The organism is Alcaligenes sp. LTN-3 (genome assembly GCF_059735605.1).
Genome location: NZ_JCAPDN010000001.1, coordinates 295,925 through 309,221, shown reverse-complemented (window position 1 = coordinate 309,221; position 13,297 = coordinate 295,925). Strand labels below are relative to the sequence as shown.

Annotated in this window: 13 protein-coding genes; 5 read left to right on the top strand and 8 right to left on the bottom strand. The window is 52.9% G+C overall.

The annotated features are described in order from the left end of the window. Positions 1–2 precede the first annotated feature (2 nt). From dut to AC6I6N_RS01440, 3 genes are all read left to right on the top strand, one after another. Positions 3–464 (top strand): dUTP diphosphatase, encoded by a 462-nt coding sequence (dut, locus tag AC6I6N_RS01450; RefSeq protein ID WP_042487854.1) that lies wholly within the window; start codon positions 3–5, stop codon positions 462–464. Positions 465–600: 136 nt separating this feature from the next. Continuing rightward, entirely contained in the window at positions 601–1,596 is a 996-nt protein-coding gene (gene rlmF, locus AC6I6N_RS01445) for a 23S rRNA (adenine(1618)-N(6))-methyltransferase RlmF (RefSeq protein ID WP_497942773.1), read from the top strand. Between the two features lie 324 nt (positions 1,597–1,920). Next, positions 1,921–3,105, top strand: coding sequence for a restriction endonuclease (locus AC6I6N_RS01440; RefSeq protein ID WP_497942771.1), 1,185 nt, complete (start codon positions 1,921–1,923; stop codon positions 3,103–3,105). A 429-nt stretch (positions 3,106–3,534) separates the two neighbouring features. On the opposite strand, the gene AC6I6N_RS01435 is transcribed toward AC6I6N_RS01440, so the two are convergent. After that, positions 3,535–4,212, bottom strand: coding sequence for a type 1 glutamine amidotransferase domain-containing protein (locus AC6I6N_RS01435; RefSeq protein WP_125277489.1), 678 nt, complete (start codon positions 4,210–4,212; stop codon positions 3,535–3,537). A gap of 520 nt (positions 4,213–4,732) precedes the next feature. Between AC6I6N_RS01435 and AC6I6N_RS01430 the strand changes: the two genes are divergently transcribed. Further along, positions 4,733–5,422, top strand: coding sequence for a VIT1/CCC1 transporter family protein (locus tag AC6I6N_RS01430; RefSeq protein WP_094196390.1), 690 nt, complete (start codon positions 4,733–4,735; stop codon positions 5,420–5,422). A 122-nt stretch (positions 5,423–5,544) separates the two neighbouring features. Here the strand turns inward: AC6I6N_RS01430 and AC6I6N_RS01425 are convergent, their stop codons facing one another. Both AC6I6N_RS01425 and AC6I6N_RS01420 read right to left on the bottom strand, forming a co-directional pair. Further along, positions 5,545–6,189 (bottom strand): DJ-1/PfpI family protein, encoded by a 645-nt coding sequence (locus tag AC6I6N_RS01425; protein ID WP_497942769.1) that lies wholly within the window; start codon positions 6,187–6,189, stop codon positions 5,545–5,547. Between the two features lie 32 nt (positions 6,190–6,221). Next, the gene (locus tag AC6I6N_RS01420; protein WP_497942766.1) at positions 6,222–6,341 is read right to left on the bottom strand and encodes an SDR family oxidoreductase; all 120 of its coding nucleotides are present in this window, start codon (positions 6,339–6,341) and stop codon (positions 6,222–6,224) included. A 785-nt stretch (positions 6,342–7,126) separates the two neighbouring features. Between AC6I6N_RS01420 and AC6I6N_RS01415 the strand changes: the two genes are divergently transcribed. Beyond that, positions 7,127–8,131, top strand: a complete 1,005-nt coding sequence (locus tag AC6I6N_RS01415; RefSeq protein WP_441382427.1) for a hypothetical protein — start codon at positions 7,127–7,129, stop codon at positions 8,129–8,131. A 256-nt stretch (positions 8,132–8,387) separates the two neighbouring features. On the opposite strand, the gene AC6I6N_RS01410 is transcribed toward AC6I6N_RS01415, so the two are convergent. From AC6I6N_RS01410 to AC6I6N_RS01390, 5 genes are all read right to left on the bottom strand, one after another. Next, entirely contained in the window at positions 8,388–9,125 is a 738-nt protein-coding gene (locus tag AC6I6N_RS01410) for an ABC transporter ATP-binding protein (protein WP_108727311.1), read from the bottom strand. Then, complete coding sequence (locus AC6I6N_RS01405; protein WP_162496890.1) at positions 9,122–9,958, bottom strand: ABC transporter ATP-binding protein; 837 nt, start codon at positions 9,956–9,958, stop codon at positions 9,122–9,124. Before AC6I6N_RS01405 ends, AC6I6N_RS01410 begins: the two co-directional genes overlap by 4 nt. After that, positions 9,955–11,061, bottom strand: coding sequence for an ABC transporter permease subunit (locus AC6I6N_RS01400; RefSeq protein ID WP_376912741.1), 1,107 nt, complete (start codon positions 11,059–11,061; stop codon positions 9,955–9,957). The genes AC6I6N_RS01405 and AC6I6N_RS01400 overlap by 4 nt, the downstream gene beginning before the upstream one ends. Further along, positions 11,058–11,990, bottom strand: coding sequence for a branched-chain amino acid ABC transporter permease (locus tag AC6I6N_RS01395; RefSeq protein ID WP_094196387.1), 933 nt, complete (start codon positions 11,988–11,990; stop codon positions 11,058–11,060). The genes AC6I6N_RS01400 and AC6I6N_RS01395 overlap by 4 nt, the downstream gene beginning before the upstream one ends. Before the next feature lie 128 nt (positions 11,991–12,118). Then, positions 12,119–13,276 (bottom strand): branched-chain amino acid ABC transporter substrate-binding protein, encoded by a 1,158-nt coding sequence (locus tag AC6I6N_RS01390; protein ID WP_094196386.1) that lies wholly within the window; start codon positions 13,274–13,276, stop codon positions 12,119–12,121. Between the last annotated feature and the right edge of the window lie 21 nt (positions 13,277–13,297).

The window sequence follows — 13,297 nt, the reverse complement described above, 5'->3', positions numbered from 1 at the left end:
CTATGCACCGCCGTATTGAAGCTCGCATCGTCAATGACTTGTTGGGCACGACTATTGAAGCCCCCAGCTACGCCACGGACGGCTCGGCCGCCATGGACCTGCGCGCCTGCCTGAGCGAAGCCGTCACCCTGCCCGCAGGCGGCCGTACGCTGGTTAAAACCGGCCTGGCCATCAATATGATGGACCCTGGCCTGGTGGCCATCGTCGCCTCGCGCTCGGGCCTGTCCTTGAAGCATGGCGTGCGTGTTGCCCAAGGCATTGGCGTAATTGATGCCGACTACCACGGCGAAATCGGCGTGATTCTGGCCAACGACAGCGACCAGGATTATGTGATCCAGCCCGGCGAGCGTATCGCCCAACTGATGTTCCAACCCGTGGTGCAAGTAGCACTGCAATTTGTGAATGAGTTCTCTACCGAGACCGAGCGTGGTACGGGTGGGTTCGGCAGCACAGGCAAGAACTAAGCATTAAAACTAGGGAAGGATGCGATGCAGAGCGACGTAGTACAGCAAGCATCGCTCCTTCCTTAGTCCTGGCACTTTGCTTTAACAACGTACTAGTGCCACGACTCAGACTTACCCAGGCCAATTTCGGACTTCAATGCGCTCTTCAAAAACAGGTAATTCCAAGGCTGAATTACCCACTTCCAACAAAACAGCGGCCCAGCTCCACCCGCACAACCGCCATCAGGGCCGTTACGACTTTGACGCTCTGATCAAAGAAACGCCCGAACTGGCCGCTTTCGTTTTCTTGAATCCGTACGGTGATCAGAGTATCAACTTCGCTGATCCGAATGCCGTCAAAACTCTGAATCGCGCCCTGCTCAAGAGCTTTTACGGCATAGCGCATTGGGATATTCCTGCCAATTACCTGTGCCCTCCCATTCCGGGTCGAGCCGACTACATACACTATCTGGCCGATTTACTGGCCAACAGCAATAAGGGGGCCATTCCTAATGGTGAGGCAGTACGTGTCCTGGATATTGGCGTAGGTGCAAATGCCATCTACCCGTTGATCGGCCATGCCGAATATGGCTGGCAGTTTCTAGGCTCGGACATCTCGGCTGATGCACTGACATCAGCACGGAGCATTATTCATGGGAATCCTGGTTTATCGGCTGCAATCAAGCTACGCCAACAAAAATCGCCCAGACATATTTTCAAGGGCTTGCTGGGCACAAACGATTACTTTGACCTGACGCTGTGCAATCCACCCTTCCATTCCTCGCAGGAAGAAGCGGTAAGCAGCAGTCAACGTAAATGGCGTGGCTTGGGCAAGGCTGCGCCCAAGCACAATGCTCCTGTGCTGAACTTTGGTGGGCAGAATACGGAGCTCTGGTGCGAAGGCGGCGAGGCGCTTTTCATCCGCCGCATGATAGAAGAAAGCGTGACCGTAGGTGGGCAAGTGCTTTGGTTCAGTACCTTGGTGTCCAAAGCATCGAATGTACCCGGTGTGTTAAATGCCTTAAAGAAGGCCAAGGCGGTTAAGGTCAAAACCGTAGAAATGACACAGGGCCAAAAGCAAAGCCGCTTCGTGGCCTGGACTTTTCTTGATGCTGGAGAGCAAGAGGCTTGGCGCAAGGAGCATTGGCGGTAGGCTTACCTCAAATGTTTAGCGAAACATAAGGCTCATAAATAGCTCTTTCTGCGCTAAAGGTGATGAGTAAAAACAGGTTTGACGGGTGTAAATCGCTGAAGATGTCGGCTCACGGCTAGGAGCAGCCATCTCAAGATGGCTATGGGCACTACACAGCACCTGAGGGTGGAAGACCCCGTAGACGGAAAGGTAACAATAGGCTACCGTCTTCGATCAAATGCAGAGGCTTTTCAGGGCGTCAGATTCGTATCCAGTGGCCACTGATCGAAACTGATAGATAAAGTCTTGCACCTCAGATCTCTCTTCAGCGCGGGAAGGATATGCATGATTTACCAATGCCACGGATGCAACAGAACAACTTTTGAGACGGCCTGCCCTTGGTGCAACAGCTCCGACACATCACCGTCTGCTGCGCTGTCAACTCAGCAGTTGACCCCGCTTGACCCCTCTTTCTACCCTGACTTTCAGTATCAGTCCAAAGGACTTATCAAAGATTTTCTGGGTAAGAAGAAAGAGCAAGCACAGTTGAACGATTTGCTTAACAATGTACTGAGAAAATACGCGCAGCTTAAGCAGCCTTATTTCACAAATTTCATCCATACCACCCGGGAAACTGCGTCAACGTCCAACGACGTCGGGATGCCGGGGCCTAGGCCCGAAGGTATCTACACTGAACGTGAGCTCTTCAGAGAGGTGCTGATTCGTAAGGGGTTTGATGAGCTTGAAGGCTTGCCCTCACTGCTGGACAAGCTGCTTCTGACGACTTCGTTCAACTCAACTTACCTTGGCTTCTCCAGAGAGCTCAGCCGTCACATAAAAGCCGACCTGACCGAGACTCTTCGATCATGGATCGACGAGGCTGGAACGACGTTCAGATCCGATCTTGCTCTGTTTTATTACTACCTCTGGGAAAATGATATTTCCTACCCGGATATTCAATTCAACGCTCAAGCGAACGCAACGGTGAATATTCCTCTGATTTCCTTGTCCGCCTTCCTATCAGGGCTGAACCATTGTGAGCAGGTCTACTTCGACGTTCTCGTCGAGCGGCTGGGGAATCAGCTTGAACACTTCAATCCGAACCGGTTCATCACGATGTATCTGGTGGACGCAATGGACGGGTTCCAGTTCGAGGCCTTTTTGATGGAAGTTTTCCAAACCATCGGTTTCGACGTGAAAGAAACGAAGAAGACCGCTGACCAGGGTGCCGATTTGTTTGTGAGTCGGTTCGGCAAGAATATGGTGATCCAAGCAAAAAATTACACTGGCTCCGTTGGGAATGCCGCCGTTCAACAAGCGATCTCGGCCAAGGCATTCTACGGTTGCGACGAAGCCATGGTCGTGACCAATTCCTATTACACGAAATCGGCCAAAGAGCTTGCTTACACGGCTGGTGTTCGCCTCATCGATCGTGAAGGCTTGCAGACCTATCTGGATGATTACAATCAGAAGCTGATTGAGGTCTTCCAGGCTGAATCGGAGGATGAGGATGAAAAAACAATGGTGTAATTTAACAGTTCGATTAACTGCCAGATTGACCCTCACGGAATTGATTGAGCGTTTCGATGACCATTGAGCGGCAATGCCCATTCTTGATCACAGCTGCTGTTTCGCTCATGTGCAACTGAAAAAGCCTCGTTTTACATGCCAGGAAGCGAAGCCATACAGGGAAAGCACAGTGCACCAAAGCACCAGGCAGTGGTCAACGTTATCAGTCTATGTTGTGGTCGGAGAGATGCGCGAAGCAGCGAAAGCCGATGATGGGCTAAGGATAAGGTTCTAACCATTTCACTCCAATACATGTCGTCTGACCCGTTGCGACGTGACTGGCTGCTTCGGATCGATCACAGTCGCTCACTAAAGACGACTATCGGCTAACCAAGCAAAAAGAATCACTGCACCAACGATGCTGCTCACAGCATCGTTGGCTAGGCGGGTTCACCCCAACATCTTCAGCAAGGCCTCGGCGGCGGGTCTGGATGACGCCGGATTCTGACCGGAGATCAGCAGGCCATCGCTGACCACATGAGGTTGCCAGTCGCTGCCTTTGCTGTAATTGCCACCATTTCCTTTCAACATATCTTCCACCAGAAATGGCACGACGTCGGTCAGACCGACAGCCTCTTCCTCGCTGTTGGCAAAACCTGTAACCGACTTGCCTCGAACCAGCGGTGTGCCGTCAGCCGATTTCACATGGCGCAACACGCCTGGAGCGTGGCAGACGGCAGCAACCGGCTTGCCCGCGGCCAGCATGGTTTCGATCAATGCGATCGATGTGGGATCTTCGGCCAGATCCCACAAAGGCCCATGGCCGCCCGGATAGAACACGGCATCAAAATCAGTGGCCACAACGTCCATGAGCTTTTGCGTCTCGGCCAATACGGACTGAGCCGCCGGATCATCCTTGAAACGGCGGGTGTCATCGGTTTGCGCCGCTGGATCATCGCTCTTTGGGTCCAGTGGCACTTGTCCACCCTGCGGCGAGGCGACCGTGATCTGCGCGCCCGCGTCCTTAAAGACGTAGTAAGGCGCGGCGAACTCCTCCAGCCAGAAACCCGTTTTTTGGCCAGTGTTGCCCAGTTGATCGTGCGAAGTAAGAATCATCAAAATCTTCATGGAGCACCTTCTTTGAATGGAGGATAGGAAAGCAAGCAGTCACGCCAACGAGGTCTTACTCGCTAACGATGCCAATCACCAGCTTACCAAACGGCTGCTGGTAAGTATGCCGATCAAGGCCTGCGACGGCTGCCGAGATCGTCGTCCATGCCGTTGCGAGACAGAACCATGCCTTCCCGCAGCCACTTAAAATGATCACGTTGCGGCACCCACATTGCTAGGTCGTCCGTTCCAGGCTTGCTTGAACCCAAGCTTTACTCAAACAGACAGACGGCGAATTTAACATTGCCAGTCTGGCTAACGTCAGTCAGGAACAAAGGAAGGATTTTGTATATGGATTCACCGCCGTTTCCTGCTGAAAACAAGGTACTGAAGAGACTGTTAGCGTCAACATCGAATTACTATTGATCCTGATACTTTCTAATTACATGCCAAGACTGAAAGCGCGTGCTTAACGTAAGCGGGTCATTCGTCACACCACCGGTTCAGTACGTAATCACACATCAACCTGGGGCTACCCATGAGACATACAGAAAGACACAAGACGCACCGGACAGGATGGCTTCGTGCTGCGGTTCTTGGTGCGAATGACGGGATTGTCTCTACAGCAAGCTTGGTCTTGGGTGTGGCCGCCACAGGAGCAAGCGCAAAGAGCATTCTTGTGGCCGGCGTTGCCAGCCTGGTCGCTGGGGCCATGTCTATGGCGGCGGGTGAGTATGTGTCGGTCAGCTCCCAAGCCGATACAGAGAATGCGGATCTGGCCCGCGAGAAGGCAGAGTTGGCTAAGGACCCCGAACAAGAACATGCAGAGCTCACTGCTATTTATGTCAATCGCGGCTTGGATGAAAACCTGGCTTCAAATGTAGCGACCCAGCTCATGGCTCACGACGCACTCGGGGCCCATGCACGAGACGAGCTTGGCATATCCGAGACCTTGGCGGCCAAACCGGTACAGGCTGCACTGGCCTCCGCTACGACGTTTGCAGCCGGCGCCCTGCTTCCTTTGCTTGTGGTTCTGCTGCTGCCAACGGCTGCACTCATGTGGTATGTCGCAGGCAGCTCACTGCTTTTTCTGGCACTGTTAGGTTTGATCGCTGCCAAGGCAGGCGGCGCTCCTCTATTTGTCTCGACCGCCCGCGTGACCTTCTGGGGGGCATTGGCAATGGGACTGACGGCAGGCGTCGGTGCCTTGTTTGGCGTTGCTGCTTAATTGCAGTTTGTTCTTTGGCAATCATAGGCTCGAACACAAAATTTCCGACACTCTCGACACTCTCTCAGCTACCCACGCTAAGACCCACGACTCCTAAACCTTTCGCCCAACAAACATCGGCCCTAGCGCGCAAACGGATCAATTGTCGGATCACTGTTCCAGACATACTCGGTCCAATGCGCAATGCTTTCGGCTTGCTCAAGGTTATAGAGCTTCTCGACCAGAGCCAACGCCATATCCGTCCCCGCTGACACACCCGAGGATGTGACGTACTTGCCATCAAACACCCAGCGGGCCTGCTTTTGCCAAAGCACATCCCCATCCTGAGCCACCGCAAAATCAAACGCCAGCTTGTTGGATGTGGCTCGGCGCTGCTTCAGAACACCCGCCTTGGCCAATAAAGCCGCCCCCGTACACACCGACACCGTCCACTGCGTTGCCTTGTCCTGCTTCTGAATGAAGGCCAGCATGGCAGCGTTATTGATTTCGCTACGCGTTCCCATACCGCCGGGAACCATCAGAATGTCAAACTGCGGAGCCGTCTCGAAACTATAGGAAGTCTGGGTTTCTATCCCTTGAGACGAACGCACCAGCCCACCCTGCTGAGACACCATGACCATCTCGTAATCCGGCATCCCACCCCACATTTCAACCGGCCCGAATACATCGAGAGTTTCAAACTGATCAAACAGCACAATGCCAATTTGTTTTTTTATTGTGTTCCCTGCTGTGCTGGTAGATGTAGCCGATGCAGTCTTACCGCTCATGATGTGCCCCCTCATGGTTGAAACCCAATAACTCAAATCGTGGTTCGTACCAAACCGCCATCAATAGCCAAATTTTGACCTACGATAAAACTCGCGGCTTCGCTGCACAAGAAAGCACATGCAGCACCGAACTCACGGATGTTACATCTCATCCTGCCGGTACTGGGGCACTCAGCTTTTTTGCCACAGCCCCCAGCTCCCGCAAGCGATCCGTCATCCTGGACAGAGGAGCACCTGAATTGGTTACTAAGGTATCGATATCCTCCGCGCGCGCGACAGCTACGACTTGTCTGCCTACTACCTGAGAAAGATCGTCTTTAATTCGTTTAACTGCCCCGGCGATACTTCAATTTACCGGGCAGCTTCCTTGCAGTTTGTTTTCACCGCGTGATACCAGAATGATCTCTACACCCTCATCGGCGACAGCCTGAGCACACGCCAAGCCTAAACCACTTGACACCCCACAAATCAGAGCACGTCCTCATTAATTCCCAAATCCATTTTTTGGACTCCTTAGCGGATTCCTACGGCGGAGTTGTTCACTCGGGAATGCAATCTAAACCCGCTGTCTTTTTGAATGACCGAAGCAGTTCTATCTGCATGACAATCTGTCGATCACGAGCAGAGTTTCTATGGTAGAGACTTACAGCCTCCATTGTTCGCTAAGAAACTGTTAACTGATTTTGCACCGCACATCTTTACCAATTCGCAGGCAAATACCACCAGCCTCATAAAAAACCATCCAAGCCCATTAAAAACTTAAAATAACTTTACTTAATTCCATCAAAAACCCAAATTTTTCTATATAATAATTAACCAAAAATAATATTACCTATAGAGCTGGATTTCTTGCAAGCCACCATGCCGATATTATTCGTCAAAAACACTTCCAAAACCGTGAGTTTAAAAACCCACTTTACAAACAAGGAGACATTAATTGTCACGTGGTTTTTTAAATTTTATCAGAGATAATCCAGTTTATGCAGAATCAAATAAGAACTGGTATGTAGAGCTTCTAAGCTGCACCTACACATGGTTTGATGCCGTTATTGACCCGTTTGAGGGATTCGATGTAGCGAGTATGACCCGACAGTATCTTAAAGAGTTAAGAGAAGAAGTCCAAAACAATCTCGACAAGCACTTCGTGTATTACCTCGCCTCTCGCATCAAAGTACGATTCAATACGAAGAAAAAACCACGGTATGGATATCTAAATAAAAAACTAACTTTCTATATTGAGATTGGCCGTCGGCGCATACAGAAAAAATGTACTATCGAACTTCGTGACCAGGAAACCAGAGAAGTTATTCAGCCTAAAGTTGTGATCACAGATCGGTATATAACAATTTACAACGAGGTAGGTGGTAAAAGCACCATATCGATTTACGACTTCTTAAACTTTTTTGAAATTGAGACTGGCGTTAATTCAGAGGTTCAATATGTTGGCTACACTAAAAACCCCGCAGAACGGCCACTTAATAGGGATCATCGAGGGTTTGGTGATATGTTGCACTGGACTTCCCGGGGTGACGAGGATTATGACTACTTTATCTTCTATAATCTCTTCAAAGTCCTTTCCATCGGCATAAATCCCGGAGCCATGTTCAACTTTATCGTCCCCAACGCGATGATGGACGAGGTCACCGTTGAAGATGAAGGTCTCATTTTAGAAAAAGCTCTGATCAAATATTTTGATCCTAAACCCCAAGATTTAAACAAGGCACGAGAAACATCAGAGTTAAACAATCGGCTCGAACTGCTCGCCAAACATCATCGGATACAGTCGATCACCTTTGATCTGAGCATGGCTCTACCAAATGAGCTTTTTCGCTTCTATTCTAGGAAGATCGAGCCAACTGATCGGCACAATTTCACTTGCTTAGTTAACCAATCAGGTGCACAAATTGTGCCTGCCAAGAGTTTTGATACTGGGCTAGCATGACCGATACGCACCACTGAACTGCTAGGTAGTCTAGGATGGCTTATTCAAAAAAAACTCTAATCCCGACCATAAATTGCTAAGAATTCAATTTTAAGAGAGGACTATTTCTTACTAGACCCGAAACTACACAATCACTATATTTGCTCTTTGACGGCATCCCTACGTTAATTCACACTACTTATAAGAACTAATACGAAAGCAAAAAAAAGCAACCAGCCCAAAGCTGATTGGCTTTTTCTCTAAGCCCGAAGTTTACTTACGCAGCAAAATCCTCTTCCCCCAGATACGCCGCCCTCACCTTCGGGTCATGCAGCAGCTGCGCAGCCGGGCCTTCCAGGATAATCTGGCCCGACTCCATCACATATCCCCTATCCCCCAACTCTAAAGCCAAGCGCGCATTCTGCTCGATCAGCAAAATCGTCACGCCTTCTTTAGCAATCGTCTGGATCAGTTCAAAAATCCGTTCAACCATGATCGGCGCCAAGCCCATGGAAGGCTCATCCAGCAGCAGCAATGAAGGCCGGGAAATCATCGCCCGTCCCATTGCCACCATCTGCTGTTCCCCACCAGACAAAGTCCCTGCCGATTGTTTCTTACGCTCGGCCAGACGCGGGAACAAGGTATAGATACGCTCGATATCCTGGCGGACTTCGTGGTGGTCCTTACGGGTATACGCCCCCATGGCCAGGTTTTCTTCGATCGTCAGTTGCGGAAAAATCCCCCGCCCTTCTGGCACCATGACCACCCCACGGCGCACCAGTTGGTGCGATGGCAGGCCGATGATGCTTTCACCTTGATGTTCGATCTGTCCTGCAGCCGCAGGCACCAGGCCTGTGATCGCTCGCAGTGTGGTGCTTTTACCGGCGCCGTTGGCACCAATCAAGCAAACCAGTTCACCCTTGCCCACTCGCAGGTCCAGGCCGCGTACCGCCCGAATGCCGCCATAAGCCACATCCAGACCCCGAATATCCAGCATTAACGGTTCTGTGCTCATGACTTTTCCTCTTCAACGGTAATACCCATGTCTTTGGCAGCACCTGCGCCCAGATAGGCTTCAATCACACGCGGGTTGTGTTGGACTTGGGCGGGTTTGCCTTCGGCTAGTACCTTTCCATACTCCAGCACCAGAACTCGATCACACAGGCCCATCACCAGCTTCATATCATGTTCGATCAACAGGACGGTAATGCCGTCACCACGGATTTTTTCAATCAATTGGCGCAGGACGACGGTCTCGGACGGGTTCATGCCGGCAGCGGGTTCGTCCAGTGCCAACAGCATAGGATCCGTTGCCAGTGCACGGGCGATTTCCAGGCGACGTTGGTCGCCATAGGACAGGGAGCGCGCAATCTCGTTGGCGTGCTGGGCAATGCCGACGTAATCCAGCAGCTCGTAGGCGCGGGCCTCGATCTGCTCTTCTTCCTGACGGGTAGCACGATTACGCATCACGGCTCCCAGCACGCCAGCACGGGTGCGGACGTGGCGGCCGATCATGACGTTTTCCAGGGCAGACAGGCTGCCGAACAAGCGGATGTTCTGGAAGGTACGCGCAAAACCGGACTCAGCGATTTGATGGGGTTTGCAGTCGGTCAGGTTGCGACCGGCAAAGGCACAGCGGCCCGACTCGGGGATGTACAAGCCCGTCATCACATTGAACAGCGTGGTTTTACCCGCTCCGTTCGGACCGATCAGACCGTAGATATCGCCCTTGCGAATGCTAAAACTGACGTCGGACAAGGCCTGCAAACCACCGAAGCGTTTGGACAAGCCTTCTGCCTGCAGCAGCACCTCGCCGTCTTTTACGTGTTGGTTCATGGTCAGACTCATGCTTGCACCTGCTTCATTTTGCGCTCACGACGGCGCACCGCAGAGGGCCACAGGCCTTCAGGGCGATAGATCATGACCAGTACCAGGGCAAAGCCAAACAGCAGCATACGAATGCCGTCCGGATCCAGAATCACATCACCAAACACGCTTTGCTGCAGCGGAACCACAACCGAGCGCAACAGCTCCGGGAATACGGAGAGCAGCAAGGCTCCCACGATCACACCGGGGATATGGCCCATGCCGCCCAGCACCACCATACACAGCACGGAAATGGATTCTGTCAGGCTGAAACTCTCTGGGCTGACGAAGCCTTGCATGGAGGCAAACAAGCCCCCTGCCACGCCACCAAACGTTGCACCCATCGCAAACGCCAGCAGTTTGACGTTACGGGTATTGATCCCCATGGCCTTGGCCGCGATTTCGTCTTCACGAATGGCTTCCCAGGCACGGCCAATACGGGAGTGCTGCAAGCGTACGCAGATAAACACAATCAGTAGCGTGATCAGCAGGAGCAGGTAATAGTATTTCTCTGGCCCGGTAATCCGTATGCCAAACAGGGTTTCCGCCTTGCCGAAAATGAAGTCGCCAATCTTGAAGGTATCGACCCGGTTGATCCCTTGCGGGCCGTTGGTGATATTGACGGGCGCATCCAGGTTGTTCATGAAGATACGGATAATTTCTCCGAATCCCAGCGTCACAATGGCCAGATAGTCGCCTCGCAAGCGCAGCACCGGAAAGCCCAGCAGCACACCGAATACGGCCGCCAAGGCGATCCCGGCTGGCAGCACCATCCAGAACGGCAAGTGCAGACCAAAATGTGGTGAGGCCAACATGGCCCAGACATAGGCCCCAACGGCATAGAAGGCGATATAGCCCAAATCCAGCAAACCCGCAAAGCCCACCACAATGTTCAGGCCCAGGGCCAGCATCACGTACAGCAGGGCAAAGTTCAGCGTGCGGACCCAGCTTTGACCGGCCATCCCCAAAACAAACGGCAGAATGGCCAGCACCACACCGATAAGAAGCGCACCGACCCAGACTTTAGCGGGTGTTGCGGGACGCTGTTTGGAGCCAGCGCCACTTAGGGTTTGATTCAAGCTCATGCGCGATCTCCCACACGTTCACCCAATAAGCCCGAGGGACGGAAAATCAGCACCAGGATCAGCACGATAAAAGAGAACACATCCTGATAGTTACTGCCAAAGACCCCATTGGTCAGGTCGCCGATATAGCCTGCGCCCAGAGCTTCGATCAGGCCCAGCAGCAAGCCCCCCAGCATGGCGCCGCCCAAATTGCCAATGCCACCCAAAACAGCGGCGGTAAAGGCTTTCAGGCCCAGCATGAAGCCCATGGTGTATTGGGCAACACCGTAGTAGGTCACGATCATGACGCCTGCGACAGCCGCCAAGGCCGAGCCAATCACAAAAGCTGCGGAGATCACCGTATTGATGTTCACCCCCATCAAACCGGCCACTTCCCGGTTCTGGGCGGTGGCACGCATGGCCGTGCCCAGACGGGTACGGTGCACCAGCACCATCAGGCCGGACATGATCGCAGCGGCACCAACAATAATCAGAATTTGCAGCAAGCTGATGCGCGCTTCGCCCAGTTGGAACACCATCGGCTCAATAATGTGCGGGAAGCTCAAATAATTGCGCCCCCAGATCATCATGGCCAGATTCTGCACAATAAAGGACACACCGATAGCCGTGATCAATGCCGCCAGACGGGGAGCACGACGCAAGGGACGATAGGCATAACGCTCTGCCGTCCAGCCTATGCCCATGCAGACCGGAATCGCGGCCAGAAGAGCCAGTCCCACCATCAGCCAGGCGGACAGCCCTGCCGGGTCCGCGCCGACCAACGACAACACCACTGTCGTAGCCAGCATCGCCCCAACCATGACGACATCACCGTGCGCAAAATTAATCAGGCCAATAATTCCATACACCATGGTGTAGCCCAGCGCCACCAGGGCGTAGACACTGCCCACGGTCAGGCCATTTATTAGTTGTTGTATCAGGATTTCCATAGATTGGGACTCGTGGTCATTGCTCCCTGCCCTGGCGCATGGCGATAGAACAGGGAGCGTGGGCCTGCCAAACACAGGCCACGGTAAAGATGAGCCCCATAGGGCTCAAACTGCAGGATCAAACGCGCTTAGTTAGCCTGACTGACCATGGTTTTTACCATCGTCCACTTACCATCTTTCACTTCATAGATGGTGACGGCAATTTCTTTCAAGTCGCCGTTCTGGTCGTAGGCAATGTTGTTGCTGGTAGCGCCGTTGCGTTTCAAGGCGGCCAGCTTGGGCAGGTAGTCTTCTGCTTTGGAGGAACCCGCTTCTTTCATGGCGGTGATCATGTTCCAGGCACCGTCATACGCGTAAGGCGCGTAAACACCAGGATCAGCCTTGAAGCGGGCCTGGTAGTCCTTGGCGAACTTCTCACCAGCGGCCATGGTGGACAGCGGCACACCGGCCAGGGACGCGTAGGTGCCGTCAGCCGCATTGCCAGCCAAGCGCAGGAAGGTGTCGCTGCGGGTCATTTCGCCCGAAACCAGCGGTGCCTGAATGTCCAGAGTCTGCATCTGGCGCTTCATGGGGCCGGACTGCGCATCCAGACCGCCAAAGAAGATGGCATCGGGCTGTTTGGATTTGATGTTGGTCAGAATGGAGGTGAAGTCGTTGGCTTTGTCCGTGGTGTATTCACGGGCGACGATCTGACCACCGGCTTTTTCTACCGCACGGGCCACCTGATCTGTCAGACCTTGACCGTAGGCGGTCCGGTCATCGATCAAAGCCACTTTCTTGGCAGCCAGATCCTTGACGATGAACTGGCCCACCGCCGCACCTTGCTGGGTGTCACTGGTCATCATGCGAAAGGTATTGTCGTACCCTTGCTGGGTGTACTCAGGCGAGGTTGCCATGGCGATCTGGGGGATACCCGCGTCATTGTAGACACGCGAGGCGGGAATGGTGGTGCCCGAGTTGAAATGGCCCAATACGCCATCCACTTCATCGTCCACAATTTGCTGAGCCACCTGAACGGCGGTACGCGGGTCAGCCTGATCATCCTTGGCGACCAGCTCAAAGCGGGCGGTTGCACCGTCAATCTCAATCTTTTGGGCGTTGGCCTCTTCCAGCGCCAGCACCAGACCGTTGCGCATATCTTCACCGTAGTGAGCTTGCGGGCCGGTCAGGGGAGCCGCAAAACCCAGCTTGATAACCTTGTCAGCGGCCAAGGCGGGGCTAGCCGCCAATGCACCGAAAACCGCTGTCGAAACCAAGGCCAATTTAAAGGTCGTGATGGACTGCATATTGTTCTCCTTCGTTTTTAA

What these genes read in the sequence shown, in the direction of transcription:
- dut (WP_042487854.1), top strand. Translation starts at nt 3, where the DNA reads ATGCACCGCCGTATTGAAGCTCGCATCGTCAATGACTTGTTGGGCACG.
- rlmF (WP_497942773.1), top strand. Translation starts at nt 601, where the DNA reads ATGCGCTCTTCAAAAACAGGTAATTCCAAGGCTGAATTACCCACTTCC.
- AC6I6N_RS01440 (WP_497942771.1), top strand. Translation starts at nt 1,921, where the DNA reads ATGATTTACCAATGCCACGGATGCAACAGAACAACTTTTGAGACGGCC.
- AC6I6N_RS01435 (WP_125277489.1), bottom strand. Translation starts at nt 4,212, where the DNA reads ATGAAGATTTTGATGATTCTTACTTCGCACGATCAACTGGGCAACACT.
- AC6I6N_RS01430 (WP_094196390.1), top strand. Translation starts at nt 4,733, where the DNA reads ATGAGACATACAGAAAGACACAAGACGCACCGGACAGGATGGCTTCGT.
- AC6I6N_RS01425 (WP_497942769.1), bottom strand. Translation starts at nt 6,189, where the DNA reads ATGAGCGGTAAGACTGCATCGGCTACATCTACCAGCACAGCAGGGAAC.
- AC6I6N_RS01420 (WP_497942766.1), bottom strand. Translation starts at nt 6,341, where the DNA reads ATGAGATGTAACATCCGTGAGTTCGGTGCTGCATGTGCTTTCTTGTGC.
- AC6I6N_RS01410 (WP_108727311.1), bottom strand. Translation starts at nt 9,125, where the DNA reads ATGAGCACAGAACCGTTAATGCTGGATATTCGGGGTCTGGATGTGGCT.
- AC6I6N_RS01405 (WP_162496890.1), bottom strand. Translation starts at nt 9,958, where the DNA reads ATGAGTCTGACCATGAACCAACACGTAAAAGACGGCGAGGTGCTGCTG.
- AC6I6N_RS01400 (WP_376912741.1), bottom strand. Translation starts at nt 11,061, where the DNA reads ATGAGCTTGAATCAAACCCTAAGTGGCGCTGGCTCCAAACAGCGTCCC.
- AC6I6N_RS01395 (WP_094196387.1), bottom strand. Translation starts at nt 11,990, where the DNA reads ATGGAAATCCTGATACAACAACTAATAAATGGCCTGACCGTGGGCAGT.
- AC6I6N_RS01390 (WP_094196386.1), bottom strand. Translation starts at nt 13,276, where the DNA reads ATGCAGTCCATCACGACCTTTAAATTGGCCTTGGTTTCGACAGCGGTT.